Annotated in this window: 24 protein-coding genes, 3 tRNA genes and 3 rRNA genes; 14 read left to right on the top strand and 16 right to left on the bottom strand. The window is 65.7% G+C overall.

Annotated elements, in window-relative coordinates; all coding sequences use genetic code 11:
- Positions 1-1,559: oligopeptide/dipeptide ABC transporter ATP-binding protein (locus C447_RS04485; RefSeq protein ID WP_007691333.1), on the bottom strand; the 1,559-nt coding region annotated here is incomplete at its 3' end.
- 162 nt (positions 1,560-1,721) lie between these two features.
- Here C447_RS04485 and C447_RS04480 point away from each other — a divergent pair.
- Positions 1,722-2,195: a DUF7529 family protein gene (locus C447_RS04480; protein ID WP_007691329.1), complete on the top strand. Its 474-nt coding sequence runs from the start codon at positions 1,722-1,724 to the stop codon at positions 2,193-2,195.
- 90 nt (positions 2,196-2,285) lie between these two features.
- On the opposite strand, the gene C447_RS04475 is transcribed toward C447_RS04480, so the two are convergent.
- Positions 2,286-2,906 carry a DUF5806 family protein gene (locus tag C447_RS04475; RefSeq protein ID WP_007691328.1) on the bottom strand — a complete coding sequence of 207 codons (621 nt, stop codon included), beginning with the start codon at positions 2,904-2,906 and terminating at the stop codon, positions 2,286-2,288.
- Positions 2,907-2,992: 86 nt separating this feature from the next.
- On the opposite strand from C447_RS04475, the gene C447_RS04470 reads away from it, so the two are divergent.
- A complete protein-coding gene (locus C447_RS04470) occupies positions 2,993-3,355 on the top strand; it encodes a universal stress protein (RefSeq protein WP_007691327.1) in 363 nt (120 codons plus the stop codon).
- Positions 3,352-3,864 (top strand): GNAT family N-acetyltransferase, encoded by a 513-nt coding sequence (locus C447_RS04465; protein ID WP_007691326.1) that lies wholly within the window; start codon positions 3,352-3,354, stop codon positions 3,862-3,864. The genes C447_RS04470 and C447_RS04465 overlap by 4 nt, the downstream gene beginning before the upstream one ends.
- A 21-nt stretch (positions 3,865-3,885) precedes the next feature.
- Here the strand turns inward: C447_RS04465 and C447_RS04460 are convergent, their stop codons facing one another.
- Complete coding sequence (locus C447_RS04460) at positions 3,886-4,218, bottom strand: hypothetical protein (protein ID WP_237713421.1); 333 nt, start codon at positions 4,216-4,218, stop codon at positions 3,886-3,888.
- A 190-nt stretch (positions 4,219-4,408) separates the two neighbouring features.
- Here C447_RS04460 and C447_RS04455 point away from each other — a divergent pair, with 190 nt between their 5' ends.
- From C447_RS04455 to C447_RS04445, 3 genes are all read left to right on the top strand, one after another.
- Complete coding sequence (locus C447_RS04455; protein ID WP_007691320.1) at positions 4,409-5,512, top strand: DHH family phosphoesterase; 1,104 nt, start codon at positions 4,409-4,411, stop codon at positions 5,510-5,512.
- A 73-nt stretch (positions 5,513-5,585) separates the two neighbouring features.
- On the top strand, positions 5,586-5,858 hold the full coding sequence (locus C447_RS04450) for a DUF433 domain-containing protein (RefSeq protein WP_010612525.1): 273 nt from the start codon (positions 5,586-5,588) through the stop codon (positions 5,856-5,858).
- Complete coding sequence (locus tag C447_RS04445) at positions 5,858-6,175, top strand: DUF5615 family PIN-like protein (RefSeq protein ID WP_007691318.1); 318 nt, start codon at positions 5,858-5,860, stop codon at positions 6,173-6,175. The genes C447_RS04450 and C447_RS04445 overlap by 1 nt, the downstream gene beginning before the upstream one ends.
- A 248-nt stretch (positions 6,176-6,423) precedes the next feature.
- On the opposite strand, the gene C447_RS04440 is transcribed toward C447_RS04445, so the two are convergent.
- The 3 genes from C447_RS04440 to C447_RS04430 are packed head-to-tail and all read right to left on the bottom strand — an operon-like array spanning position 6,424 to position 7,712.
- On the bottom strand, positions 6,424-6,852 hold the full coding sequence (locus tag C447_RS04440; RefSeq protein ID WP_007691317.1) for a DUF5807 family protein: 429 nt from the start codon (positions 6,850-6,852) through the stop codon (positions 6,424-6,426).
- Positions 6,853-6,891: 39 nt separating this feature from the next.
- The gene (locus C447_RS04435; protein ID WP_007691316.1) at positions 6,892-7,314 is read right to left on the bottom strand and encodes a DUF7112 family protein; all 423 of its coding nucleotides are present in this window, start codon (positions 7,312-7,314) and stop codon (positions 6,892-6,894) included.
- Complete coding sequence (locus tag C447_RS04430; protein WP_007691314.1) at positions 7,314-7,712, bottom strand: 30S ribosomal protein S6e; 399 nt, start codon at positions 7,710-7,712, stop codon at positions 7,314-7,316. The genes C447_RS04435 and C447_RS04430 overlap by 1 nt, the downstream gene beginning before the upstream one ends.
- 122 nt (positions 7,713-7,834) lie before the next feature.
- On the opposite strand from C447_RS04430, the gene C447_RS04425 reads away from it, so the two are divergent.
- From C447_RS04425 to C447_RS04415, 3 genes are all read left to right on the top strand, one after another.
- Positions 7,835-8,959 (top strand): DUF7537 family lipoprotein, encoded by a 1,125-nt coding sequence (locus C447_RS04425; protein WP_007691313.1) that lies wholly within the window; start codon positions 7,835-7,837, stop codon positions 8,957-8,959.
- Positions 8,960-9,005: 46 nt separating this feature from the next.
- Positions 9,006-10,232: an MBL fold metallo-hydrolase gene (locus C447_RS04420; protein ID WP_007691311.1), complete on the top strand. Its 1,227-nt coding sequence runs from the start codon at positions 9,006-9,008 to the stop codon at positions 10,230-10,232.
- A 66-nt stretch (positions 10,233-10,298) separates the two neighbouring features.
- Complete coding sequence (locus C447_RS04415; protein WP_007691309.1) at positions 10,299-10,772, top strand: SRPBCC family protein; 474 nt, start codon at positions 10,299-10,301, stop codon at positions 10,770-10,772.
- A 28-nt stretch (positions 10,773-10,800) separates the two neighbouring features.
- Here C447_RS04415 and C447_RS04410 read toward each other — a convergent pair whose 3' ends face one another.
- Positions 10,801-11,757: an oxidoreductase gene (locus tag C447_RS04410; protein ID WP_007691308.1), complete on the bottom strand. Its 957-nt coding sequence runs from the start codon at positions 11,755-11,757 to the stop codon at positions 10,801-10,803.
- A gap of 276 nt (positions 11,758-12,033) precedes the next feature.
- On the opposite strand from C447_RS04410, the gene C447_RS18060 reads away from it, so the two are divergent.
- The 3 genes from C447_RS18060 (at position 12,034) to C447_RS04400 (ending at position 13,013) form a co-directional block, all read left to right on the top strand.
- Positions 12,034-12,174, top strand: a complete 141-nt coding sequence (locus tag C447_RS18060) for a hypothetical protein (RefSeq protein WP_007691306.1) — start codon at positions 12,034-12,036, stop codon at positions 12,172-12,174.
- 60 nt (positions 12,175-12,234) lie between these two features.
- Positions 12,235-12,909, top strand: coding sequence for a DUF7119 family protein (locus C447_RS04405; protein WP_007691304.1), 675 nt, complete (start codon positions 12,235-12,237; stop codon positions 12,907-12,909).
- A 30-nt stretch (positions 12,910-12,939) separates the two neighbouring features.
- A tRNA-Lys gene (locus C447_RS04400) sits at positions 12,940-13,013 on the top strand.
- Between the two features lie 228 nt (positions 13,014-13,241).
- On the opposite strand, the gene C447_RS04395 is transcribed toward C447_RS04400, so the two are convergent.
- The 7 genes from C447_RS04395 to C447_RS04365 all read right to left on the bottom strand — a co-directional run bounded on the left by C447_RS04395 (position 13,242) and on the right by C447_RS04365 (position 21,040).
- Entirely contained in the window at positions 13,242-14,255 is a 1,014-nt protein-coding gene (locus C447_RS04395; protein WP_007691303.1) for a hypothetical protein, read from the bottom strand.
- Positions 14,256-14,517: 262 nt separating this feature from the next.
- Positions 14,518-14,593: transfer RNA gene (locus C447_RS04390), tRNA-Cys, on the bottom strand.
- 226 nt (positions 14,594-14,819) lie between these two features.
- A 5S ribosomal RNA gene (rrf, locus tag C447_RS04385) occupies positions 14,820-14,938 on the bottom strand.
- Positions 14,939-15,075: 137 nt separating this feature from the next.
- Positions 15,076-18,007 (bottom strand): 23S ribosomal RNA (locus C447_RS04380).
- Positions 18,008-18,213: 206 nt separating this feature from the next.
- A tRNA-Ala gene (locus C447_RS04375) sits at positions 18,214-18,285 on the bottom strand.
- Positions 18,286-18,442: 157 nt separating this feature from the next.
- Positions 18,443-19,917, bottom strand: a 16S ribosomal RNA gene (locus C447_RS04370).
- The 16S, 23S and 5S rRNA genes sit together here with 2 tRNA genes alongside, the layout of an rRNA operon.
- Before the next feature lie 811 nt (positions 19,918-20,728).
- Positions 20,729-21,040 (bottom strand): non-histone chromosomal MC1 family protein, encoded by a 312-nt coding sequence (locus tag C447_RS04365; protein WP_007691302.1) that lies wholly within the window; start codon positions 21,038-21,040, stop codon positions 20,729-20,731.
- A 169-nt stretch (positions 21,041-21,209) separates the two neighbouring features.
- Here C447_RS04365 and C447_RS04360 point away from each other — a divergent pair, with 169 nt between their 5' ends.
- Together C447_RS04360 and C447_RS04355 are read left to right on the top strand one after the other, a co-directional pair.
- Complete coding sequence (locus tag C447_RS04360) at positions 21,210-21,407, top strand: hypothetical protein (RefSeq protein ID WP_007691301.1); 198 nt, start codon at positions 21,210-21,212, stop codon at positions 21,405-21,407.
- A 33-nt stretch (positions 21,408-21,440) separates the two neighbouring features.
- A complete protein-coding gene (locus C447_RS04355; protein WP_007691299.1) occupies positions 21,441-22,493 on the top strand; it encodes a quinone-dependent dihydroorotate dehydrogenase in 1,053 nt (350 codons plus the stop codon).
- Here C447_RS04355 and pheT read toward each other — a convergent pair whose 3' ends face one another.
- Together pheT and pheS are read right to left on the bottom strand one after the other, a co-directional pair.
- Positions 22,494-24,200: a phenylalanine--tRNA ligase subunit beta gene (gene pheT / locus C447_RS04350; RefSeq protein ID WP_007691297.1), complete on the bottom strand. Its 1,707-nt coding sequence runs from the start codon at positions 24,198-24,200 to the stop codon at positions 22,494-22,496.
- Positions 24,200-25,696, bottom strand: a complete 1,497-nt coding sequence (gene pheS, locus C447_RS04345; RefSeq protein WP_007691296.1) for a phenylalanine--tRNA ligase subunit alpha — start codon at positions 25,694-25,696, stop codon at positions 24,200-24,202. Before pheS ends, pheT begins: the two co-directional genes overlap by 1 nt.
- Positions 25,697-25,733: the final 37 nt, after the last annotated feature.

The raw sequence follows: 25,733 nt of genomic DNA, 5'->3' as shown, positions 1-25,733 counted from the left end.
GTCTCGGGGAGGTCGTGGATCGTGAGCGGCTCGGCGATCGTCGCGCCGACGTTCATCCGGGGGTCGAGGCTCGACAGCGGATCCTGGAAGATCATCTGCATCTCGCGGCGTTTCTCCCGGAGGGCGTCGCCGTCGAGCCCCGCGAGGTCCTCGCCCGCGAACACCACTTTCCCATCAGTGGGTTCGAGGAGCCTGAGGACGGTGCGCCCGGTCGTGGACTTCCCACAGCCGGACTCGCCGACCAGCCCGAGGGTCTCGCCCTCGTAGACGTCGAAGTCGACGCCGTCGACCGCCCGTACGGGCTTGGTGTCGCTGGCGAGCCAGCTATCGAGGAGGCCCTCGGTCTGCGAGAAGTGTTTCTTCATCCCCTCGACCGAGACCAGCGGCTCGCCCGTCCGGTCGGGTGCGGCGGTCGGTTCGTCCGTCGCCGCGACCCCCTCGTCGGTGCCGTACTCGCTGGTGTCGAACTCCTGGAGGACGCACTTCGAGCGGTGGTTCACGTCCTCGGGGCCGTGTTGGAGGTACGGGATCGGGTCCTCGCGACACTCGGCGTGGGCCCACGGACAGCGGGGCGCGAACCGACAGCCCTCGGGGAGGTCGATGAGGTCGGGCACGTTGCCCTCGATCGGGGTCAGGCGGTCGGCGTCCTCGCGGGGGATGGATTCGAGCAGGGTGTAGGTGTAGGGGTGCGAGGGGTTCGCGAAGATCTCCTCGACCGGTCCCTCCTCGACGATCTCGCCGGCGTACATCACCGCGACGCGGTCGCAGGTCTCGGCCACGACGCCGAGGTCGTGGGTGATGAAGAGCACGGACATCCCGAACTCGTCCTGGAGGTCGTTGATCAGGTCGAGGATCTGGGCCTGGATCGTGACGTCGAGCGCGGTGGTCGGTTCGTCGGCGATCAGGAGCTGGGGTCGACACGCCAGCGCGATGGCGATCAACACCCGCTGGCGCATCCCGCCCGAGAACTCGTGGGGGAACTCCTCGACCCGCGCGGCGGGTTCGGGGATGCCGACCGCCGAGAGCATCTCGATGGTGTCTTCGAGGACTCGGTCGTCGAGCCCCGACCCGACCCGCGGCACGACTTCGCGGACGGCGTTGAACCACGAGTCCTTCCGACGACCGCCGTACTGATGGAGGCGGAGGCTCTCGGCGACCTGCTCGCCGACGGGCACGGCGGGGTTGAGCGAGGTCATCGGGTCCTGGAAGATCATGCTCATCTCGCCGCCGCGGACCCGACGCATCGCGTCGTCGGGCGCGCGGGTGAGGTCGACGGTCCCCCGCTCCGGGTCGGCGAAGTCGCCACGATACTCCTCGGCGAACGTCCGTGCGAGGTCGGCGTCGTGGAACTCGACGCTGCCGTCGACGACCCGACCGGGGGAGTCGACGAGCCCCATCGTCGAGAGCGCCGTCACCGACTTCCCCGACCCGGACTCGCCGACGAGGCCGACGGTTTCGCCCTTTTCGACCGTGAGGTCGAGCCCGTCGACGGCCTTCACCGTCCCCCGGTCGGTGGCGAACTGGGTCCGCAGACCGGAAAGCGAGAGGAGGTCTGTCACGGCGCTCCGTTCGAAACGGGTGTATATACGTCTGGCGCACCCCGCCGACCGGATCGACGGTCGAACCCCGGATCGGTCGTCGTTTCTCACGATCGGGCGGGGGTAACTCGGCGCTTCGGGCGGAGGAACAACGCTTTTGTCCACGAGTGACACAGGAGGGGTGTGACGGAGGACAACCCGTTCGAGCGCGTCGTGGAACCCTGGGAGGCGGTGATGGAGGACATGGCGGCCACCGCCACGGGCTACCGCGAGGCGGGATACTCGGTGCTCGAACTCCACCCCGGCGACGTCGCGGTCGAGAACGACGAACGCTACGGCCTCGACGTCCTCGTCCCGGGCGAGGAGTACGACGAACTCGAACGCGTCACCGCGGCGGCGACCTTCGATTCCTACGAGGTCTACCACGCGCGGGAGGCGGGGATGACGTTCCTCCTGCTCGTGCTCACCGACCCCGAGGCCGAGCAGGCGGTCTGCTGTCCGGCCTACTACGACGACCGGGACGTCGAGGCCCTCGAACGTCGGAGCCACGCGGAGGGCGCGATGCACACCCACGTCCGCCCGCTCGACGACGAGACGTGGGTGACGTTCACCCACGACGAACCGGACCTGTTCTTCCCCGACACCCCCGACGAGTGAGGCCGGAGCCGACGTTCCACGACGTCGCTACTCCCGAGGTCGACGTCGTCGCCACGGTCGAACGAGGAGATCCGTCGGATCCCTACCCGGTCAGTCGCTGGCTTCGTCGGTCGTCTCGCCCGGTTCGAACCGCTCGCCGCAGTGGGGACAGGTGAGGTCGTCGTGGCGGAGCGCGGCGCTCTGGGTTCGCACCTCGCGCATCGTCGAGGAGATCCGTTCCTCGGCGGCGAGTTCGTCGTCGAACGCCAGGTCCACGCCCTCGACTTCGAGCAGGAACTTCGCCACCTCGGTGGCCTCGTACATCACGTCGTCGAGGTCCTCGGCGGTGAAGAAATCACACATCGCGCCGTAGAGGAAGGTCGCCCCCGCCTTCCTGACCTTGCCCTCGAACGCCGACCGGGCCTGGTTGACGGCCTGTGGCGTGTAGGTGTCGGTCATGAAGGGGACGAGTTCGGGGAGGTGGTCGCCGATCTTGGTCATCTCGACGCCGGTCTCGGTGCGGAAGTCGGCACACAGCCGCGCGATCGCCCACTCACGGGCGGTGATGTACGTTCGATCCCTGAGAAACTCGTTGGCGCGCTCATAGCGCGCACCGTCCATCTTCGAGAAGCGGTCGTAGGTTCGGACGTCCTCGGGGACCGTCGTGTCGGGGGCCGGGTCCTCGCCGGTTTCATCCCCCGAATCGGGGTTCTGTGGAGCGTCGTCGGTCATCGTGGTGGGTTGCGGACGGGGGTGAAAAAGCGTTCGGGAGCCGCGAGCGCCACAACGGTTTTCCTCCGAGGCCGCCAGCATCCGGCATGAACGTGCTGCTCGGTATCGACGGGACGGACCGGGCGTTCGACGCGCTCGAACGGACCATCGCGCGGGTGCGCGAGACCGGCGACGACCTCACGGTGGCGGTGGTCGAGAGCGACGTCACGGACCCCGAGGCGGTCGAACGGCGGATCCGGACGATGCTCGACGACGTCGACATCGACGCCGGGATCGAGCAGGTCGAAGGTCACGCCGGCGGCGCGCTGGTCGAGCTCGCCGAGGCCGGCGGGTTCGACCGGCTGGTGCTCGACGGCGGCGAGCGCACCCCGACCGGGAAGATCCGGCTCGACCCTACCACCGAGTTCGTCCTCCTGAACGCCGAGACCTCGGTGACACTCGCCCGATGAGGGGCTACCCCGAGGACCACGCCCGGACGTTCGACCCGCCGCCCATCACGTTCACCGACGCCCACGGCCGCGAGATCCGGATCCAGGAGTACGACGACGAACGCGAGGCGCTCACCGCGATGTACGTCGCGTTCGACCCCGCCGACCGCGCCCAGGGCATCCCACCGGCCGACGAGGACGCCGTCGAGAACTGGCTCGAAGTGATCCTCGCGGGGAGCTACAACGTCATCGCCGTCCACGGCGAGGAGTGCGTCGGCCACGCGACCCTCGTGCCCGACGGCGAGGACGCCTACGAGCTCGCGATCTTCGTTCTCGACACCCACCAGCAGGCCGGGGTCGGCTCACAGCTCCTCGAAGGCTTGCTCGGGAGCGCCCAGGCCGACGGCGCGGAGCACGTCTGGCTCACCGTCGAGCGATGGAATCAGGCGGCGATCGCGCTCTATCACAAGTTCGGCTTCGAGACCTGCGGCTCCGAGAGCTTCGAGATGGAGATGGCGCTCCGACTCTGAGTCGGGAACGTTCCCGTCGAATCAGGAGCGATCCATTTCGCTCGTCCGGTCGGTGGAGGGTTTCGTACGGTTCGAACACCACATCGAGAGGACCCCGAGGCCCGCGAGGAGTATCCCGAGGTCGGCGAGCGCTCGCACAGTGGCGGCGTACCCGAACGCGGGGCCGAGCCCGGTGAGGCGGATCGACTGCAGGACGAGCGCGAGGCTGACGAGACCGTGGCCGCCGGCGTCCAGACCAGGTCGGTCGTCCCATCGGTCACGGGCTGTCCGAACGAGTTCGAACGCGAGACAACAGACCGCGACGACAGCGAGGGCGATTTCGGGGGTCGTTCGGGGTGCGTCGACCAAAACCACGATCCCGACCGCGCAGAGAGCGACTCCGGTGCGGAGAACGCTCGCTGGTTGCGTACGTTCCCAGATCGGCGTTGCCATCGCGTTGAGAGGGGAACGCTACCGCCGGACATAAGATCGGGGGAACTGGCGGACTGTAACGACCGATGGCCGGGATCGGGGGTTTCTTCGGTACCGGAACTGAGAGGTCGGTATGAACGACGAACTCATCGACGACGAAACCCTCCCGCTCGCGAGGAAGTCCCTCCTGCCGGGCGCGGGTTTCTTCTACCCCGACTCGTTCGACGAGGAGCGCGCCGAGCGCGAGACCCGCGAGGCGCTCGACGGGGCCCAGCGGGTGGTCCTCGCCGACCCCGACGCGGACGGACTGGGCTGTGTCGCGTTGCTCCGCGAGGCGTTCGGCGAGGTGGCGCTGATCCCGACGGGCCCCCACGACCTGAGCAACACCATCGACCGGGTGGCCGATCACGTCGAGACGGGTGCGCAGGTGTTCGTCTGCGACCTCTCTGTCGACGACTTCTACTACATCTCGGGCCAGTTCGACCGCCTCACGACCCGCGCCGCGAGCGTCGAGTGGTTCGACCACCACCAGTGGGAGGCCGAAGACATGGAGAAGGTCCGCGACCACGGCGCGCGGCTCGTGGTCGGGGACAGCGAGGAGGTCTGTTCGACGGACGTGACCCTCGAATCGCTCGACCACGACTTCGACCCGCGATACACCGAACTCGCGGCCGTCACCCGCGACCACGACCTCTGGCTGCGCGAGGACCCCCGAAGCGACGACCTCGCCGACTACGCCCACTGGGCCGAACCCGAGGCGTACATCGCCACCGTGCGCGAACACGGCGCGGACCTTCCATCCGAAGTCGAGGCGTTCCTCGCCGACCAGCGGATCGAGAAGGAGGCGCTGATCGAGCGGGCGGTCGAGCGCGCGGAGATGAAGCGCGTCGGCCCGTGGACGGTCGGTGTCACCTACGGCCGCTGCTCGCAGAACGAGGTCTGTGAGGCGCTGCGGGAGGCGGGGGCCGACGCGGCGGTCGTCGTCAAACCCGCCGGGAGCGCGAGCATCCGCGGCACCGAAAGTTTCGAGCGGTGCCACGAGGTCGCGGGCCAGGTCAACGGCGGCGGCCACCCGAAGGCCGCGGGCTGTAAACCCGACATCTACGACGACATGCTGGATTACGCCCACCACTGGACGACTCAGGGTGCGGTGACGAAACGGGTGATCCTGGAAGCGTTCAAGCGGCTCGATTCGGAGGTGGTCGACGGCGTCGCCGACGGCGAATCGAACGAGTGAGACGGCGAATCACATCGACAGCGGCGGACAACCCGACGGTACGCTTAACCGTCCCGGACGAGGATTCATCGGTATGCGTGAGGTTGTGCGATCGCCGGACGTTCTCGGTGGAGACCCCCGAGTAGAGGGGACTCGCGTTGGCGTCATCCACATCAAGGAACGCCTCGACGCGGGCGACGACCCCGCCCAGATCGCCGCCGACTACGACATCGATCTCGCCGACGTCTATCACGCGCTCGCGTACTATTACGACACGCCCGAGGAGATGGACGAGATCGAGACCCGTCGGGACGCGTTCGTCGAGGACATCCGCCGCGAACGACCCGGCACGATAGAGCGCACCTGATGGACCTGATCGCGGACGTTCACGTCAAGTCGGCGTGTCTGAATGCGCTCCGGTCGCACGGTCACGAGGTCGTTCGAGTCCAGGATGTGCTCGATCAGGCAGCGACCGACGAGTCGGTCATCGAGCACGCACGCGAAAACGGGTTGGTTGTACTGACTAACGGCGACAAGGATTTCGGCCAGTTCGGCTCCCATCACGGTGTTTTGTTCGTCCCCCAGGATATGCGGCCGGGTGCGGTCGAGACAGCCGTTTCTCGGATCGAGCGCCAGTTCGACGACCTCGACGACACCATACAGTACGTCCGCGACTGGACCTAACCCCGGTTCATCGAATCACGGTCGTAGATATCGTTTCTCACCATCGACGTGTTCGAAGAGATGGAGGAGACGGGATACGTAGGGGACGAATCGATGGACCCGAACACTTCGGGAACCCGGATCGTTGTCTCATGCCCGACCAGCCGAAGCAATCGTGTCTCCGAGCGTGCGACTGCCGGGTGGACGGATCCGGCGGTTGTGGCTTTGAGAACGGCCGTACGTCCGGCGTGGTGTGAGGATTCGACGAGTCAGCGTTCGTCCACGACCCAGCGGTCGGAGTAGGCCGTCCCGCACTCACAGACCGCGTAGGCGTGGATCACGTCGCCCTCGGCGTAGATCTCGCCCACCTCCTCGTTCTGTTCCTCCGCGAACGCGAAGACGAATCGCGGGGCGTGCTCGCCACCGTCGCCCTCGGGACACTCGCCCTCGAACGAGTCGAGGTCGAGGGTTCCCTCGGCCTGCATCGCCGAGCTCGCGAGCGCCATCGGGTCGACGCCGGTCGCGCCCTCGAACGCGCTCCGGCCGCGTTCGGCTTCGAGGACGAGGACGACCCCCCGAGGGACCTGTTCGCCGTGCTGGGAGAGGGTGCCGAGGTCCGAGACCGCCGATTCGGCGAAGAAGACCAGGACCTCGTCGGGTTCGTCGCCCGCGAGGAACGCGCGTCGTTCGGGGTTCATGCGCGCCGTAGTCGATCCGCGAAGAAAAGCCCGGGGGATTCAGCCGTCGAGGTCGCGCGCGATGGACGCGAGGCTCTCGTTCGGTGACTCGACGGCCTCGTAGACCGAGCGCTCGCCCGGTTTACGGATCCCGTAGAGGAACCCCGACTCGACGATGTCGAGGGCGACCCGCCGACCGTGGTCGAGGCCCACCGCACGCCGCCAGGCTTCGAGTCGGTCCTCGCCGTCGTGCTCGCGCGCGAGACGGGCGTTATCGTAGGCTCCTTTGACCTCGTGGCCGCCGTCGTCGGTGGTCTCGATGGTCGCGTGGCGGGTGACGTCGTCGACGACCAGCCGCACGGCTCCGGGAGGAAAACGGCCATCGGCGGGGAGCGAGAGACGGGATCGGGTTCGGCCCCAGCGGTCGATGGTCACCTCGACCGTCTCGACCGAGGGGTGGTCGCTCGGGAGGCGCTCGGGCACTACTCGTCGGCGTCGTCGCCCTCGCCGAAGAGCTCGTCGACCGACTGGTCGCCACGCCCGGTGATGGTGGCGTTGATCTGGCGGGTCTCGTCGCCGACCTCGCGGCCCCGAACCGTGACGCGCTTTCGCTCGCCGTCGCTCGTCGGGTGGTACCCGGTGCCGCCCGAGAGGAGCACCGACGAGAGCGTCGAGCCCGCGACGTCCTCGCGCATCGGTCGGCCGGCGGTGTCCGACCCGCCCGTGAGTTCGACGGTGTAGCCGTCGAGCCCGACCGCGCCGCCATCGACCTCGTCGCCGATGGACCGTCCGATGAATCGGTTCGCGTCCTGTCCCTCGACCGCGCGCTGGTAGGCCGCCCCGTCCTCGGGGTCGGCGACGACGACCGTGAAATCAGCCATGGCGGAAGGAAGCCGGTCGCCCCTCAAAAGCGTATTGAAAGCCGGTCGCCCGGGCGACGCCCGTTCGACCCCGAGCGGCGGACGACCAGTAGATTCATGGCAACACCCGTTTCAAAAAACGCATGGTACGACGAACGGCCCTCATCCTCGTCGTCATCGCGCTCGTCGCACTCGCCGGCTGTAGCGGCCTCTCGAACAGTGGGGACTCGACCGCCGTGCCCACCGAGAACGGCTCCGAGCCCGGACCGACGGCCACGGCCGTCAAGGCGACGGCGACCGGGACGTCGATGTCGACGGCAGCGCCGACCACGGCCGTATCGACCGCGACCGTCACGTCGAGCGAAACGACCGACGGGACGGCGACGGCCACCGGAACGCGAACCTCGGCCACGACAGCCACGGCAACCGAAACGCCGGCCGGAACCACCCCGGCGACCGAGACGCCGACGCCAACCGAGACACCGACGGCAACGACGACACCGACCAACACATCGACTGGAACCGAGACCACCACGGCGACCGGTACCCCGACGTCCACCGAGACGGCAACCGAGACACCGACCGAGAACACGACGTCGACGACCGAAGCCGCCGTCGGGCCGGAGCCGCCGCTCGACGCCAGGTCGATCGCCGACGCCCACGAGAGCGCGCTGCAGTCGGCCGGGAGCTTCACGGTCAACGCGAGTTCGACGCTCCGCGACCCGACCGCGGACGGTCCCGAGACCGAGACGAGCGGCGCGCGTGTCGACCTCGACGCCGACACCGCGTATCAGGTCTCCAGCCCCACCGAGGAGGCCACTCGGTACACCTACGCCGAGGGCGCGACGGCCTACAAACGAAACGTGCTCTCGGGCGACTCCCAGTACGAGACCGAGGAGCTCGGCAAGCCGCTGGCGGGAAGCCTCACCGGTAGCAACCGGGTCTACGAGACCGTCCGCGCGGTCGACTACGAGCGCTCGGACACCGTCACCCGCGACGGCACCCGACTCGCGGTCTACGTCGCCAACGGGACCGACAGCGTCGACACCTCGGGCGCGCTCTACCGAGGCGAGGACGTCACGGCCTTCGGTTCGACGCTGGTGATGAACCCCGAGACCGGCGTGGTTCGGAGCCTCGAGACCACCCGGACCACTGACTACCTCAGCTCCGGCGAGCCCGTCACCATCGAGACCACCCGTCGGTTCTCGGGCGTCGGCTCGACCGACGTCGGCCAGCCGGGCTGGGTCGACGAGCTGAAGAACGACTGAGCGCGGGACCGACGGGCCGAAACCCGTCGGGCCGGTAGGGTCCACAATGGAACTCCGTTTCTGCGGCGGAGCACGCGAGGTCGGCCGGAGCGCGGTCCTCCTCGACGACTCGCTGCTCCTCGATTACGGCATGAAGTCCGGAACCCCGCCCGGGTTTCCCGTCGGCAACGTCGATCCGGACGCGGTCGTGGTCTCGCACGGCCACCTCGACCACGTCGGCACCGTCCCCGCGCTCCTCTCTGGCGACGCCCGCCCGCCGGTCCACTGGACGCCGCCGACGCGCGACCTGGGGCTGTTGCTCGCGCGCGACACCCTGAAACTCCGCGGCGGCACCCCGCAGTGTCCGTTCACCGAGACCGACGTCGCCCGGCTCACCCAGGTCTCGGAACTCCACGACTACCGCGAGCGGTTCGACGCCGCGGGCCACGACGTCACCCTCTTCGACGCGGGCCACATCCCGGGCAGTGCACACGTCCTCGTCGAGCGTGACGGCACCCGGATCCTCTATACGGGCGATTTCCACACCGCCGACCAGCGGATCGTGGGTGGCTCCACCGCACGGCCCGCAGCCGACGTCGTGGTCTGTGAGTCGACCTACTCCGACGTCGAGCACGAGGCGCGCGCGGCGGTCGAGGAACGGTTCGTCGAGAGCCTCCGGACCACGCTCTGGGAGGGCGGCACCGTCGTGGTGCCGGCGTTCGCCATCGGACGAACACAGGAGGTGATGGCGATCTGTGCACGTCACGACATCGAGTGCTACGTCGACGGGATGGGCAAGCGCGTCACCGAACTCCTCCGGCGCACGTCGGGCTTCGTCCGCGAGGACGCGCTCAAGCGGGCGAACGCACACGCCCGGTTCGTCTCGAACCCCGGCCAGCGCGAGCGGATCGCCGACCAGAACACGGTGGTGATCACCACCAGCGGGATGCTCTCGGGCGGGCCGGCGATGACCTACATCCCGCTCATCAGGGGGAATCCAGTGAACAAGGTCGCCTTCGTGGGCTATCAGGTCGCCGGCACGCCGGGACGGGAGCTGCTCGACACCGGTCGCGCCGAGATCGACGGCCGGGTGATGCCCGTGAGCGCACAGGTCGAACGCTACGACCTCTCGGCACACGCCGACCACGACGGGCTCAGCGCCTTCCTCGATTCGTACCGCGATTCGCGAGTGCTCGTCAATCACGGGGATCGATGTGCCGCGTTCGCCGCCGAACTGCAGGAGGACGGGTTCGATGCGAGCGCACCGGAACGCGGTGACGTCGTCGAGGTGTGAGGTCGGAGCCCGGAGCTGCCGACAGGCTTAGGACGGTAGCTCTATAACGTACGATCGTGTGAGATAATGGACTTCGAATACCGGGTCAGAGTAGCCGCACCGGCGACCGACGTCTTCTCGTTCGTCGCCGACCCCCGAAACGACCGCCAGTGGAAGGATCGAGTGGTAGCCGTGGACGAGTTCGACGGTGGGATGGCGGTCGGAGCCCGGTGGACGCGCGTGGTCCGAACGGCCGGCGGTCGCTCGGAGAACGTCGAGGAGTGTACCAGGTACGAGGCACCGACGACGTTCGGCTACCGGACGGTCGTCGGACGAACGCCCGTCGAGGTCACGTACACGCTGGCGACGTGTGATGGCGAGACCGTGGTCATTTACACCGGGAGCATGGCGTTTCGCGGTAGAATGCGGGTGCTCGCGCCGTTCGTTCGGGGACGCATCGAACGCGGGATCGGATCCAGCGTGGATCGGTTGGTCGAGCGGTTCGAACCCACCACCGCCGACCGAACCGACGCGGCGGTGTCGAGCGAGCCGGCGGTATAGAACCTCGAACCTCGGACCTCGGACCGAGTCAGACCGTCCGCGCGGGTGCGAGATCGTAGCTCACGCCGGTGAGTTCCTCCGAGACCGCCCAGAGCCGTCGGGCGGTCCCCTCGTCGTACGACCGGTCGCTCGATGCCTGGACCGCGGGGTGGCCGCGCATGTTCCGAAGGCCACCGGGGCCGACGTACTCGCCACCCTCGATGTCGGGCGTGGTCGCGGCGTAGAGCAGCGGGAGGGCTCCAGTGGCGGCGTCCTGGGCGACCAGCGCGTTCGCGGCCTGCATCCCCCAGAGCCGGAGCCGCGAGCCGGACTGCTCGGGACCGCGCCGCTGGAGGTCGGTCGCGGCGTAGCCGGGGTGACAGACCACGCTGGTGACGTCGTCGACCTCGGCCTCGCGGAGGCGACGGTGGAGTTCGTAGCCGAACAGGACGTTCGCGAGCTTGCTCTGGCCGTAGGCCGCCCACTCGTCGTATGCGTCCTCGCCCTGGAGGTCCTCGAAGTCGATCTCGCCGTTCTCGTGGAGTCCGCTGCTCTGGGTGACGACGCGCGTCTCGCCCTCGGTCTCGCGGAGGTGGCCCAGCAGCGCGGCCGTGAGCGCGAAGTGGCCCAGGTGGTTCACCCCGAACTGTGTCTCGAAGCCGTCGACCGTCTCGCTTCGGGGGACCGCCATCACGCCGGCGTTGTTGCAGAGCACGTGGAGCTCGTCGTGGGTGTCCGCGAACGCCGCGGCGAACGCACCCACCGACGAGAGGTCCGCGAGGTCGAGTTCGATCACCGTGAGGCGGGTGTCGGGTGCTTCCTCACGGATCCGTTCGCCCGCCTCGGTGCCCCGCTCGACGCTTCGACACGCGAGCACGACGTCAGCGCCGTGGAGCGCGAACTCGCGGGCGGCCTCGTAACCAAGCCCGCTGTTCGCGCCGGTGACGACGACGGTTTTCCCGTGTAGGTCCCCCATCTCGTCCGTAGTCCAGTCGCTGGCGGTCATGGACGGAACACGGGCCGGAGGACGGAAAGCGGTTGGCGTTCGAATCCAGTGACGGGGATCGAACCCGAAACCGCACGACTGAGAGCGGATCGGCGGCTAATCACCGTCGGAGCTTTCGGATCCCCTTGCCGCTAAACGGGAGTCAGGGTAGGGCTTACGGGTGGACGCGCGTTTATACAGGAAGCTACCGTACGATGTTCCGATGAAAGGAATCACTGCCGAGAGGGCACGACGGTCGCGGAGTCGCTTCCCGGGCGGCGTGCGGAGGACGAGCCGGTGAGCGACGCGAAAGCCGACGAGGAGTCCTCCTCGAACTACCTCGACGACATCGAGGACGGTGCGGGCTGTACTGAGATCTGGGAGCACCTCTCGAACCGGCGGGAGGCCGAGAGCGACGACGAAGAAGAGGACGACTGACCGGGTGCTCCGGGACTGCGGGGGCGGGGTGTTTTTGGTCGTTGCGACCACCGATCACCTATGAGCCCGGACGAGCCGACCACCGACCGCGAGTCACCGATCGGCGAGCCGGTCGTCCGGGGAGACCCGAGTTTCGCCGGCGAGCGCGCCGAGGAAGCCGTCCAGTTCGACCCGGACGACCCGGAGAGCCTCGCGACCGCCGCCGAGGTGGTCGAGGCGTTCGCCGACGATACCGTCGAGAGCGCCGACAGCGTCTACATGCTCCGTGGCGCGGCGGCGTGCGCGGCGCTCGTTCGCGGGGAGGGCTCCTACAAGGCCGCCGCCGCCCGTACCGGCGACGCCGTCACCGTCTCGTTCATCCGGAAGTGGGCCCGGGTCCACGACCTGCCCCGGTCGATCCGCCAGTACGTCGCCGCCGGCGAGATCGCGCCCACGGCGGCCAAACACATCGCGCGGGTCTCCGACCACGCACGCTTCCAGCTCGCGTGGGCGGTGCTCGACAGCGACCTCACCGTTCGCGAGGTCCGTGCGGTGGCGAGCGCGATCAACGCCGGCACCTCGCCCGCCGACGCCCTCGCTTCCCACGACGTGACGCTCGGCGAGCTACGGCTTCGGCTCCCGGTGGAGACCTACACCGAACTCAGACGCCGCGCCGCCCTCCGGCGGGTCGACCCCGCCGACGTGGTCGCCGACGCGCTCGCGGCCCTCGAGCCCACGACCGGCGAGCGGTACTGATTTACGCACGACACTCAAGATTCGGAACGAGGGCTGGTAGCTCAGTTAGGCAGAGCGTCTGGCTTTTAACCAGACGGTCGAGGGTTCGAATCCCTCCCAGCCCGCTGTTCCACTGAACGATAGTGAAGAGTGAACAGCGAACGCTGGAGGGTTCGGAGGACGGAACGAGCGAGCAACGCGAGCGAAGTTCAGGTGGTTCGAATCCCTCCCAGCCCGCTGTTCCACTGAACGATAGTGAAGAGCGAACAGCGAACGCTGGAGGGGTCGGGTCGAAGAGAGTCGTGAACGGAGCCGCGGGTCGGGGACGGTCGATGAGTCGAAAGCGCCAGTCGTCAGCCCCGGACCGGCAGATACGCCAGTGCGAGGACCAGGATGGCGGCGAACAGGCTGATGATGACGACACCCCAGAGCCCGAGCATGCGGTCGTTGAAGTGTTCGAGCGCTGCCTGCTCGGCCTGATAGCCCGAGACGTTCTGTGAGAGCACGACGCTGTCGTTCTGTGGGAACTGGGCGACGTAGGTCGTGCCGCCGAGGGTGACGTTCTCCCCGGCGGCGAGCTCCTGTGAACGCGTCAGGTTCGCCCGCCAGGCGAGCGTCACGCCGCTGGTGTTGATGGACTCGACCTGCGAGGAGTTGTTCCGGTAGGGGAATCGGTCACCGACGGAGACGTTTCGGGTCGTCGGTTCCGGGAGGTAGGCCTCGAGCGTCTGGGTCGTTCCGTTGCGATATCGGACGTACTCCGTGTCGTTCGCACCGCTCAGCGTGGTGTCCGCGACCGCCGGGTCGGCCCGCAGGCGGGCGGCGGTGTCGAACTCCTGGTGGAGGGTGAACGACGAGACGTTCGCGGCCGACGCGTTCCCGCCCGACGCGTTTCCACCCGAAGCGCTGCCCGCCGACTCGTTGGGGATGACGACGCGGAACTCGGTGCCGGGGGTGCTCGACGAGGCGTTCGTTCCGCCGCCGCTCGTGGTGGCGCTCGTCGACGGGCCAGTCGTGCTGGTGCCGGTCGTTCCGGCACCGCTCGTGGTGCCGGTCGATGCCGTTCCAGCACCCTCGCTGGAGTCGTTCGGTGCCGGCCGATACATCCCGTTCTGGAAGGCGAGCGAGGAGTTGTTCGAGAACGAGGTCGTGAACCGTGCCGAGTCGTTGGTCGACGAGACGTTGCCGCTTCCATCCGCGATGTTGACGGTCCACTGCGTGCCGCCAGCGGTGATGGGATCGCCCTGTGCGTAGCTCTCGCCCTCGACCGAAACCGACGGCTCCTCCGCGACCGTCGTCAGGGAGTACGCCGCGATCGCGACCACCACGAAGAAAACGACGTAGATCGCCGCAGCCCGTCGTTGCATACACCCCAAGATAGGTTCCTCCGGTATAATCGTTGCTTTTCGTGAGATGGATATTCGTGGCCGCTCCGCTATCCGATGGTTCCGGAGCAGTCACCCCGACGGACGATCAGCGGGACACAGTCGCTACGAAGCGAACTGGAACGGAAAATGGGTCGAAGGAAGCCAAGGGCCGGATTTGAACCGGAGAGAGGCTCACTTCGTTCCCCTCTCGTGATTCGAATCGGCGTGGCTTCCGCTGTTCGCGTACGTGCTCACAGCAGAAAGCCAAGGGCCGGATTTGAACCGGCGATGGGCGGCTCTGCAGGCCGCTGCGTTAGGCCGGACTCTGCCACCTTGGCGCGGTTGACACTACTCGTGGTGCTTGTATAACGATAGCGATCATCGCCGAGCGTTTCCACTCAGCGATGGTGAATGATGGGTCGGTGCACGCGAGGCGTGCACCGAGATATGAATGGGAGGCGGCGAACCACCAGTTGCGAGCCGTTGTAACGGAACGGTCTCGGGTTCCACCGGGACGGACCCTGCGTGTACTACCGATTGCGTTCCTGGGCTCGTACTTGGCCCCTCTTGCGAGGCAATTTTCCCAGAGGCTCGCGCACTCCAGTACTCGTTGGAACGCTGGCGGGCTTATCTGCCGTGTTCGGGATGGGTACGGGAGTCGCCCCGCCGCTGTGGCCGCCTTAATGCCGATCCGTGGACTCGAACCACGTGAAGCCGACGATCGGTGGCCGATGCGTTCGGGCTGCGTCGATGTGTGTAATACGTGCGATCCAGTTTGCGCCTGGACCCGTCCAGCTGGACGGATTCCAATGCGATATGACTAGTGTGGCTTGGTCTGTTAGTGCTCGCGGGCTAAACGCCTCGTTGCCTCGGCGCGTACACCCCGAGTCTATCGAACTCGTCTTCTACGAGTGACCTCGGTGGAACCTCTTTTCCGGGTGGGTTTCGAGCTTAGATGCGTTCAGCTCTTACCCCATGTCGCGTGGCTGCCCGGCACGTGCCCTCTCGGACAACCGGTACACCAGTGGCGACCAATCGTAGTTCCTCTCGTACTATACGATCGTTCCCGTCAGGTACCATAACACCCCCAATAGATAGCAGCCGACCTGTCTCACGACGGTCTAAACCCAGCTCACGACCTCCTTTAATAGGCGAACAACCTCACCCTTGCCCGCTGCTGCACGGGCAGGATGGAGGGAACCGACATCGAGGTAGCAAGCCACCGGGTCGATATGTGCTCTTGCCGGTGACGACTCTGTTATCCCTAAGGTAGCTTTTCTGTCGTAAATGGCCCGCATCAAGCAGGCTCATCCGTTCGTTAGACCACGCTTTCGCGTCAGCGTTCCCGTGTTAGAGAGAACACTGTCAGACCATCTTTTGCTCTTACGCTCTTTTCCGGGTCTCCGACCCGGATGAGATGATCTTCGGGCGGGCTCGATATCTTTTCAAGCCCGTACCGCCCCAGTCAAACTGCCCAGCTACCGGTGTCCTCCTCCCGGAGTAAGGGTCACAGTCACTAGTGGGTAGTATTTCAGTGATGTCTCGGCGGCCCGCTGGCGCGGGTGCCTGCGTAACGACTCCTACCTATCCTGCACACTAGCGACCGTGTCCCAGCGACAGCTTGCAGTAAAGCTCTATAGGGTCTTCGCTTCCCCTTGGGGGTCTCCAGACTCCGCACTGGAACGTACAGTTCACCGGGCCCAACGTTGGGACAGTGACGCTCTCATTCATCCATTCATGCAAGCCGCTACTGAAGCGGCAAGGTACTACGCTACCTTAAGAGGGTCATAGTTACCCCCGCCGTTAACGGGTCCTTCGTCCTCTTGTACGAGGTGTTCAGATACCCGCACTGGGCAGGATTCAGTGACCGTACGAGTCCTTGCGGATTTGCGGTCACCTATGTTGTTATTAGACAGTTGGAGCGTCCGAGTCGCTGCGACCTGCTCCATTCCGGAGCAGGCATCCCTTATTGCGAACGTACGGGACTAATTTGCCGAATTCCCTAACGTCGGTTGTCCCCGACAGGCCTTGGCTTTCGCCGCCACGGACACCTGTGTCGGATCTGGGTACGGTCAGCGTGCGCCTTTTCACGGGCTCTGGGTTGGATCGAGTTTCCCTGTCTCAACGTTCGCCCGCTTCGTGCCATTACGGCTTCCACGAGTTTTGATGATTCGACCGGGCGAGTGCCCGGCTCGATCGACCCCAAAGCGTCGGCATGATTGCACGCAGGCACTGGAATATTAACCAGTTTCCCGGTTCGTCCCACTCGAATTGCGGTGGGACTAAGGACCGGCTAACCCTCGGTTGACGAACATTGCCGAGGAACCCTTGTCCGTTTGGCCGTCGGGATTCTTACCCGACTACCGCTGCTACTGTGGCCAGGATTATCGTCACTGCTCGGTCCATACGAGTTCTCACCCGTACTTCCACCCGAACAGAGCGCCGACCTACGGAATCACACGTATGTGTGTCGTCAGGTCTCGGTGGTGGACTTGAGCCCCGATCATTTTCGGCGCTCCAAACCTCGGCCGGTAAGCTGTTACGCTATTCTTAGCGGGTAGCTGCTTCTAAGCTCACCTCCCGGCTGTCTATGGCTCGGAACCACCTTCGATCGCACTTAGTCCACACTTGGGGACCTCAACCAAACTCTGGGTTGTCTCCCTCACGGTGCACAGGCTTACCCCGCACACCGGACTCCCTGCGTCTACGGCGTTCGTAGGTTCGGAGTTCGACAGGAGGGCTGACTCCTCTCGGAGTCAGACCCTCCAATCGGTCGCTCTACCCCACGAACTACCTCAGCAGAGGTCATGCTTCGACATGTTTCGGTCGGAACCAGCTGTTGCCGGACTCGATGGGCCTTTCACCCCTACACGGCGGTCACGGGAGGGTATTGTAGGACACCATCCCTAGCAGGCCTCCACGCGGCTTTCGCCACGCTTCACCTTGCCGACGCGTAGATCGTCCGGATTCGGGTCGTGTCCGCTCGACTCCCCGCGCTTGAACACGGCGGCCCTCGCATCAAAGATGCTGCGGCCATGTCGGTTTCCCTGTGCCTTCCCCGATACTCGGGTTAGACTCGTCAAGCAGACACACTCCCTGGCTCGTTTTTCAAAACGCACGACGGAACATCGGCTCGCAACGAATCCTACTGCGGGGTCGCCCCCGGGTCGTTGTTCGTTGCGCCTTGTATGCCCCGTCGCTCGATCGCCAACTGAGTTCAAGCCCTATTGCACCTCCCTTCTTGGGGTGCTTTTCAGCGTTCGCTCACGCTACTTGTTCACTATCGGTCTCGAGTTGTGTTTAGTCTTAGCCGTCGATGCCGGCTATATTCACGAGGGATATCCAACCCCCGATACTCTGGAGCTGACGCACACCGTACTGACCTGTATTACGGGGTTTTCACCCTGTTTCACGCTCCATTCCAGGAGACTTCATACAGGCGATCCGGTGATGAGAGTCAGTCCGCACACCACATTGCTCACGAGGCGGTTGCCTCGAAGCTTCGGTTTGGACTGTGTCGTGTTCACTCGCGGTTAGTAACGACATCCCGTTCGGTTTCTCTTCCTGCCGGTACTGAGATGTTTCAGTTCCCGGCGTTCCCCATTGCGCGAAGCAATTGTTGTAGGGATTCCCATTCGGAAATCTCAGGTTCTAAGCCTCCGTGCGGCTCCCCTGAGCTTATCGCAGCTTGGCACGTCCTTCATCGGCACTCGAGCCGAGCTATCCACCAGTTGGCATAGTAGCCACGGTCTTCAATCAGAATCCATGAACCCGCTGAACGGGTCCAGTGGACGCCTGGATCGCACGTACACACGGTCTCATCCACACGCCTGAGTGTTGGCAGGCGTGTCTCAACCCTTCCCACCCACGCTTGCACGGGGTGGTGCATCGGTTCGGTCGGATTCAAGCATATCCCCGAGACCCACTTAAGGGACTCGGTTCGCTTCAACCCGACATATGGACCCACTGGGATTCGAACCCAGGGCATCCTCCTTGCAAAGGAGGCACTCTCCCACTGAGCTATGGGCCCGCCTTCCTCGTTCGCGTCCACCCGCTGCGGGACACGACAACGGAAGGCTGTCGCGTTCTGTCGGCAGCCCTTGGTAGTTCATCGGTGCCCGGTCGGCACCGTGGGTCGCTGACTGCGAACGTACGTGGGCCGGGCCGTCGGCCCGGTCCCGTTCGTTAGGAGGTGATCCAGCCGCAGATTCCCCTACGGCTACCTTGTTACGACTTAATCCCCCTTGCGAAGCCCAGATTCGACCGACGTTGCGTCGGCCTCATCCCGACCTCACTCGGGTGATTTGACGGGCGGTGTGTGCAAGGAGCAGGGACGTATTCACCGCGCTCTTCTGAAACGCGATTACTACCGAATCCAGCTTCATGCGGATGAGTTTCAATCCGCAATCCGAACTACGACCAGGGTTAGGAGATTAGCGTCCCCTCTCGGGGTAGCGTCCCACTGTCCTGGCCATTGTAGCCCGCGTGTCGCCCGGCACATTCGGGGCATACTGACCTACCGTTGCCCGTTCCTTCCTCCGTCTTAGCGACGGCAGTCTCCATAATGTACCCAGCCACCACAAGGGTGCTGCTGGCAATTATGGACGCGGGTCTCGCTCGTTGCCTGACTTAACAGGACGCCTCACGGTACGAGCTGACGGCGGCCATGCACCTCCTCTCAACGGCTCAGGTAAGCTCATCAAACTGACCGTCACTGCACGTTGTCGGTGCCGGTGAGATGTCCGGCGTTGAGTCCAATTAAACCGCAGGCTCCTCCGGTTGTAGTGCTCCCCCGCCAATTCCTTTAAGTTTCATCCTTGCGGACGTACTTCCCAGGCGGCTCGCTTCTCGGCTTCCCTACGGCGCAACGCAGGCTCGTAGCCTGCGTCACACCTAGCGAGCATCGTTTACGGCTAGGACTACCCGGGTATCTAATCCGGTTCGAGACCCTAGCTTTCGTCCCTCACCGTCGGGTCCGTTCTCCAGAGGCGCTTTCGCAACCGGTGGTCCGTCCAGGATTACAGGATTTCACTCCTACCCCGGACGTACCCCTCTGGTCTCCCGGCCCCAAGCCGACTGGTTTCCGCCGGACGCCCACCCGTTAAGCGGGGGGATTTCCCGACGGACCCGTTCGGCCGGCTACGGACGCTTTAGGCCCAATAAAATTGGCTATCACTCGGGCTGCCGGTATTACCGCGGCGGCTGGCACCGGTCTTGCCCAGCCCTTATTCTGTGACCACCTTACGGTCACGAAAAGCGAGGACTGTATGCCCTCGCACTCGGGATCCCCTTATCGCACTGTCGTGCAGTGTAAAGGTTTCGCGGCTGCTGCGCCCCGTAGGGCCCGGAATCTTGTCTCAGATTCCGTCTCCGGGCTCTTGCTCTCACAACCCGTACCGATTATTGGCACGGTGGGCCGTTACCCCACCGTCTACCTAATCGGCCGCAGTCACGTCCTCCGGCGGCGGACCGTTTCCAGCTTTCCGTTTTTCCAACGTGAAAGCAGTATCCGGGATTGACCTCAGTTTCCCGAGGGTATCCCGGTCCAGAGGGTGGTTTGACCACGTGTTACTGAGCTATACGCCACGAGTCTGAACTCGTACGACTAGCATGCCTGAATCGGATCCCGATAGCAATAGCCTCCGGCAGGATCAACCGGAATGTCCCGAGCACAAGGCTCGGGGGGTATAGGCGGGAACACAAGGGTGTGTTCACCTATCGGGTTCGCATTCAGCGACACCACGGACCGAACCGGGTGTCACCGAACTACCAAGGGCTACCATCAGATCCCGTCTTGACGGCGGACCGCAGGGGCGGAATCCTCATCTCCTTCGGACTTCCTCGTACATCGTTCGAAGGGATAAACCCTCCGAATCGGATGTCATCCGGGGCGAGTCGACCTCGCCCTCGGAAGCCCGCTGCAAAGACCGGCGTTGCCGGCCTTGGTTTCGCTTGCTTCGGATTCCATCGTACATCGTTCGAAGGGATAAACCCTCCGAAGCGATGTCGTCGAAGGCGAGCCGAACTCGCCTCCGGGAATCCATCCCGAGGGCCGAATTGAACGGCCCTCGACTTCGCTTGCTTTCTGCATTCCATCCGAGTGCCCTGTACCACTTAAGGGCGTCGGATTCCTGCTTCGTCGGTCGTTTCCAACCGACCTTCGCATTTCACTCCAAATCCCGACTAACTCATAAGTCCGTCGGATTAGACGCCGTGTGCGGCCCGTTGGCTTGCTTCGCGAAGTCGCCTCTCACGGACGATCCTTCATCGGGGATCGGCTGAAATGTTGCCGGTACCAAAACGAACTACCCTCAAAACGGTTCGATAGTCGGGGTCGTCGAGGGACTCGGAGGAATATCGCGCGGCTGGAGGCCGGCCGGTCATCCCACGCGTGCGCGTCGGGTCTGGTCGGGTGTCTGGCCGCGCAGCCGTGGCTCGTCGCGCGGCGGCAAAGTAAGTGGGGATTCGGCGGACTACAGTTCCTCTAGGTGTTCGATGCCCTGCTTCGAGACGTTCGCCTCGGTGATCGTCGAGGGCATCCAGTCCGGCTTGTCGTCGGGGGCGTCCTCGCGCCAGGCCCACCCCTCGTAGATGTGGACCTTGTGGGTCCCCTTCTCACGAAGCCGGAGGTCCTGTCGGCTCGCGTTCGACTCGCCGTCGGCCGGTTCGAGCCGTCGAGCGGCCTTCAGCGCAGCCTGACGCGGGGTTCGTCCCGAGAAAACGCTGGTCTCGCCGTTCGCGTCGCGCAGTGCGAAGTTCCGCTTGCCATCCGTATCACGTGCCATGGTTTCACCACTCCATGCCAACCCAACACAGGGCGATGTATAAACATGTCCCTCATATCGGGTGACGGAAGCCGATAGTTGGGGCTGGGTGGCCACGAACCCGACGGGACGACGAACGGACCGTAAGGTTAAGAGTATCCAACCGCGAAGTCCCGAGTCAGACGCCGCGATGGTACGGAAAAAGAAGCTCAGTCCGAGCGGGGCAAAAGACAACGAGGGCGAGTACCACAACGTACACGTCAACCTCCACGAAGACGAACTCTCGGTTGCGGGGATGGCGATCGGCGACGAGGTGTTCGTTCGCGTTCGCGAGGACAAGATCATCATCCAGAAGGCCGACCAGGACGAGGTCGAACACGACTTCTGAGGGTTCGACGTGACCGTCGGACCACCGAACCGCATGACAGGCTACGACGCGCTGAAGCCGCTGTTGTTTCGTCTCCCGGCGGAGTCGGTCCACGGAGCCGCGAAGACGGTTCTCGGAGCCGTCCAACACACCCCGGCCGAGCGCGCGCTCGACGCACGATATCGGGTCGACGACGACCGGCTCCGAACGGTCGCGTTCGGCCTCGACTTCCCGAACCCCGTCGGGATGGCGGCTGGCTTCGACAAGAACGCCGAGATCCCGCGGGCGCTGGCGGCGTTCGGCTTCGGCCACGTCGAGGTCGGTGGCGTCACCGCCGAACCACAGGGCGGCAACCCGCGCCCGCGGCTGTTCCGGCTGCCGGACGACCGCGCGCTCGTCAACCGGATGGGGTTCAACAACCACGGGGCCGACCGGATCGGCGAGCGCCTCGCGCACGCACGCGTGGACGTTCCGGTTGGCGTCAACATCGGGAAGTCGAAGTCGACCCCGCTCGACGACGCGGCCGCCGATTACGTCTCCTCCTACGAGCGCTGTTCGACGGGTGACTACTTCGTGGTCAACGTATCGAGCCCGAACACGCCGGGGCTCCGCGACCTCCAGAACCGCGCACACCTCGAACGGATCCTCGGAACGCTCCGCGAGGCGGGCGCGAGCCCGCTGCTCGTCAAGCTCTCGCCAGACCTCACCGACGACGCGGTCGCCGAGGCCGTCGCCGTGGCCGAGGACGAGGGGCTCGACGGGGTCATCGCGACGAACACGACCACCGAACGGCCAGCATCACTCCGCGGGGCACACCGGGACGAAAAGGGTGGGCTGTCCGGGAAGCCGTTGGATGCACGCGCGACGCGTACGGTGGCGTTCGTCGCCGAGCGCACCGACCTCCCCGTCGTCGGGGTCGGCGGCGTATCGAGCGCGGCGGGTGCCTACCGGAAGATCCGGGCGGGCGCGTCGCTGGTGCAGCTCTATACGGGGTTCGTCTACGAGGGACCGGCCATCGCGCGCGACATCAACCGGGGACTCCTCGAAATGCTCGACCGCGACGGCTTCGAGTGCGTCGCGGACGCGGTCGGCGCGGACCTCGATTGACTATCGGAGCGCGTCGGCCCGGAACTCGAAGCCCACGACGGGAACTTCGAGGCCGTGCTCGACGAGAACTTCTGGGTGGAGTTCGCCGACGACACCCGCGTGATCGCCGTCGAGCACCACGCTCGCGGCGCGCCCGTCGATGAACGAGGGGTGCTCGGTCGCGGGCGTTTCGAGGTCGACGTCGAACGCGCGCGCGAGCCCCGACAATCGACTTTTGGCGTCCTCGAACGAGGCGTCGGTCCGGGCGAGGACGCCGGCGACGTGGCGCTCCTCGGCGAGGTCGGTTTCTTCCTCGGGGTCGACGTGGGCGACGAGGCCGACCTCGGCGAGGGACTGTGGGTAGCGCCGGTGGGTGTTGTTTTCGAGCACCATCAACAGCGAGGGCAGTGCCCAGGTCCGGACGACCTCGTAATCACGGCTGTAGGGCTCGGCGATCCGGGCGGGGTCGGCCGCGCCGAGGGCGTCGTCCGACGGGTCGAGGGCCATCCGGTCGAAGTTCTCGGCCTCGCCGATGAGGTGGAAGTTCAACAGGTCCTCGAAACCGAGCCCCACGAGGGTCTCGCGGACCGCGCGTTCGTGGCGCGAGCGCTCGTGGCGGCCCCCGACCGTGCTGACGTCGGGGTACTCCGGTTCGAGGGCGTTGAAGCCGTAGGCCCGCCCGATGTCGTCGATCACGTCGACGGGGTGGAGCACGTCCGTCCGGTAGGGCGGTATCGAGACGGTGTAGACCGCGTCATCGGTCGGGTCGGTCTCGGCGTCGAGGCCCGACCGTTCGAGGAGGTCCACCACCTCGCGTTCGTCGAGCGCGACCCCGAGCGCGCGCTCGATCCGGTCGTGTGCGACGGTCTTTTCGGTCACCTCGAAGTCGGGCCGGTCGAGGTCGCCGTCGGGGTACTCGACGGTCACGCGCTCGACCGTCGCGCCGCGGGCGTCGAGCGCATAGCAGATGATGGCGCACATCCGGTCGATGGTCCACTGGTCGGTTCCCGTGAGTTCGACGAGGAGCTCACGGCTCCCGGTGTCGACCTCGGTCCGCCGGCCGTTGATGACGGGAGGAAACGAGAACAGCCCGAGGTCGTCGTAGATCGCGGGATAGCGCACGTAGTCGTCGAGGAGGTCGGCGTAGGTCTCGCCGGTCGGGTGGTCGGTGAGGATCTCCCCGGGGGTGCGTTCGGCGTCGTCGTCGAGCGCGACGAAGCTATCGCCATCGGGGTCGACCCCGCGGTAGGTGATCGAGTTCTCGCCGCCCTCGATCCGGGCCCGGCCCTTGACCATCGCCAGGTCGTGGATCCCGATGGCCCCCTTTGCGCGCCCGCGGCCCATCGTAGCGTGGAGTTTCTCCTGCAACTGGATCAGCGAGTCGAGTCCTGCCTCGTCGAGGTCCACCCCTCGGATCACCGCGCCCGTGACGTAGGGCCGCTCGTCCGGGACGCTCTCGTCGACCTCGATGGTCCAGTCGGGCGCGTTGGTGTTCGGGACGTAGATCCCCCGGTCGTCGCCGTACTGGTAGCGAAGCGAGCGCGCGACGCCCTCGACCGAGAGTCTGTCGAGCCGATCGGCCTCGAATTCGAGCTGGAACAGGCCGTCCTCGGTCTCGCCTTCGAACTCGAGGCCGAGCTCGAAGAGGTCGGCGAGGAGTTCGTCGTCCTCGGTTTCGTGACCGGTGAACCGCCGGAGTTCGTCGGGGTCGACGTCGACGACGGGCATCAGTAGACCACCTCCGCGTTCCGGAGGAAGTCGAGATCCACGAGCGTGCCGTGGACGTCACGAATGTCCTCGAAGCCGTGGGTGAGCATGAGGAGGCGTTCGAGCGCGAGCCCCCACGCCATCACGTCACAGTCCACACCAAGGGGATCGAGCATCTCGGGTCTGAAGAGCCCGGAGTTACCGATCTCGACGAGTTCCCCAGTCGTCGGATGTTCGCCGAAGAGTTCGAAACTCGGCTCGGTGTAGGGGTTGTAGGTGGGTTTGAACTGGAGGTCGGTGATCCCGAACTGCGCGTAGAACTCGGTGAAGGTGCCCATCAGGTCGCGTACCGAGAGGTCCTCGGCCATCACCCAGCCCTCGATCTGGAAGAACTCGAGGAGATGGGTCGAATCGAGGGTGTCGTTGCGGTAGACCTTCTCGACGCTGAAGAACCGCTGTGGCGGTTCGAGGTCGCCGACCGCCTCGCCCGAGAGGTAGCGCGCCGACAGCGAGGTGGTGTGTCCACGCAGTGTGAGGCCGCGCGCGACGTCCTCGGCCCACGGCGAGTGATAGCCCTCGCCGTCGTCGACGCCCTCCAGATGGGCACGCTTGACCCCCGCGACCAGGTCGTCCGGCAGGTCGTCGATCGCCGGGGGGTCCGCGAGCGTGAACTGGTCCCAGTGGGTTCTCGCGGGGTGGTCCTGGGGCATGAACAGCGCGTCGTTGATCCAGAACTCCGCGTCGGCGTGCGGGCCGTCCATCTCCTCGAAGCCCATACCGACGAGGACGTCCTTCACGCGTTCGGCGGTCCGCCGGAGCGGGTGGATCCGACCGCCGTCGACCTGCTCGGCGTCGGCTTCGACGTTGTACTCGGCGAACTCGACGTCGCGCCACTCGCCGGTGGTGAGGAGGTCGGAGGTGAGCTGGCCGACGGTGTCGGCGGCCTCGACGCCTTCCATCAGCGCCGTCACGCCGTCGTCGGTGAGTCGGACCTCGCGCACGACCGTCTCCTCGCGCTGGACGAGGTCCCGACTCGCGAGGCGGTCGAGGACCGCCTCGTCCGGGACCGATTCGCCGTCGGCGAGCGCGGCGAGCGCCGCGTGTTCGGGATCATCGTCGGGGTCGGCCTCGGGGTCGATGCGGATGGTTCCCGATTCGATTTTTCCATACTCCTTCCGGGCGAAGTTCGAGAGCGCGATGTCGACCGCCGGGCCGTCGAGTCCGGACGCGCCGATGACGGGCCCCATCTCGGCGTCGCCCTCGATCCCGTCGGCAGCCTCGTAGAGCCGGGTCTCGGGGAGTCCAGCGTCGGCGTACTCGCGGCCCTCGTCGGTGAGGCTCGCCGTCGTTCGGGTGTGTTCGATGACGTCGAGGAGCCCCTCGTCTTCGAGCGCGAAGGCCGCACCGGTGGCGGTCGTGGGGTTCGTGCCCGTCTCGGTCGCGATCTCGTCGATCGGCTGTGCCTCGTTCGCGCTCGCGGCTTCGAGCACCGCGAGCTGTGCTTCGGGGAGTTTCATGTGGGGTCTACCGGGAGTCGTTCAACTAACGGTTCCG

This window comes from Halococcus hamelinensis 100A6 (assembly GCF_000336675.1).
Lineage (GTDB): Archaea > Halobacteriota > Halobacteria > Halobacteriales > Halococcaceae > Halococcus > Halococcus hamelinensis.
Note: the sequence above shows the minus strand (reverse complement) of the source record. Positions and strands in the feature narration are given on the sequence as shown.

Bases quoted from the DNA above. Each gene is read 5' to 3' on its own strand.
- C447_RS04475 (WP_007691328.1), bottom strand. From the start codon at position 2,906: ATGACCGACGACGCTCCACAGAACCCCGATTCGGGGGATGAAACCGGC.
- C447_RS04470 (WP_007691327.1), top strand. From the start codon at position 2,993: ATGAACGTGCTGCTCGGTATCGACGGGACGGACCGGGCGTTCGACGCG.
- C447_RS04465 (WP_007691326.1), top strand. From the start codon at position 3,352: ATGAGGGGCTACCCCGAGGACCACGCCCGGACGTTCGACCCGCCGCCC.
- C447_RS04455 (WP_007691320.1), top strand. From the start codon at position 4,409: ATGAACGACGAACTCATCGACGACGAAACCCTCCCGCTCGCGAGGAAG.
- C447_RS04450 (WP_010612525.1), top strand. From the start codon at position 5,586: ATGCGTGAGGTTGTGCGATCGCCGGACGTTCTCGGTGGAGACCCCCGA.
- C447_RS04445 (WP_007691318.1), top strand. From the start codon at position 5,858: ATGGACCTGATCGCGGACGTTCACGTCAAGTCGGCGTGTCTGAATGCG.
- C447_RS04440 (WP_007691317.1), bottom strand. From the start codon at position 6,852: ATGAACCCCGAACGACGCGCGTTCCTCGCGGGCGACGAACCCGACGAG.
- C447_RS04430 (WP_007691314.1), bottom strand. From the start codon at position 7,712: ATGGCTGATTTCACGGTCGTCGTCGCCGACCCCGAGGACGGGGCGGCC.
- C447_RS04425 (WP_007691313.1), top strand. From the start codon at position 7,835: ATGGTACGACGAACGGCCCTCATCCTCGTCGTCATCGCGCTCGTCGCA.
- C447_RS04420 (WP_007691311.1), top strand. From the start codon at position 9,006: ATGGAACTCCGTTTCTGCGGCGGAGCACGCGAGGTCGGCCGGAGCGCG.
- C447_RS04415 (WP_007691309.1), top strand. From the start codon at position 10,299: ATGGACTTCGAATACCGGGTCAGAGTAGCCGCACCGGCGACCGACGTC.
- C447_RS04410 (WP_007691308.1), bottom strand. From the start codon at position 11,757: ATGACCGCCAGCGACTGGACTACGGACGAGATGGGGGACCTACACGGG.
- C447_RS04405 (WP_007691304.1), top strand. From the start codon at position 12,235: ATGAGCCCGGACGAGCCGACCACCGACCGCGAGTCACCGATCGGCGAG.
- C447_RS04395 (WP_007691303.1), bottom strand. From the start codon at position 14,255: ATGCAACGACGGGCTGCGGCGATCTACGTCGTTTTCTTCGTGGTGGTC.
- C447_RS04365 (WP_007691302.1), bottom strand. From the start codon at position 21,040: ATGGCACGTGATACGGATGGCAAGCGGAACTTCGCACTGCGCGACGCG.
- C447_RS04360 (WP_007691301.1), top strand. From the start codon at position 21,210: ATGGTACGGAAAAAGAAGCTCAGTCCGAGCGGGGCAAAAGACAACGAG.
- C447_RS04355 (WP_007691299.1), top strand. From the start codon at position 21,441: ATGACAGGCTACGACGCGCTGAAGCCGCTGTTGTTTCGTCTCCCGGCG.
- pheT (WP_007691297.1), bottom strand. From the start codon at position 24,200: ATGCCCGTCGTCGACGTCGACCCCGACGAACTCCGGCGGTTCACCGGT.
- pheS (WP_007691296.1), bottom strand. From the start codon at position 25,696: ATGAAACTCCCCGAAGCACAGCTCGCGGTGCTCGAAGCCGCGAGCGCG.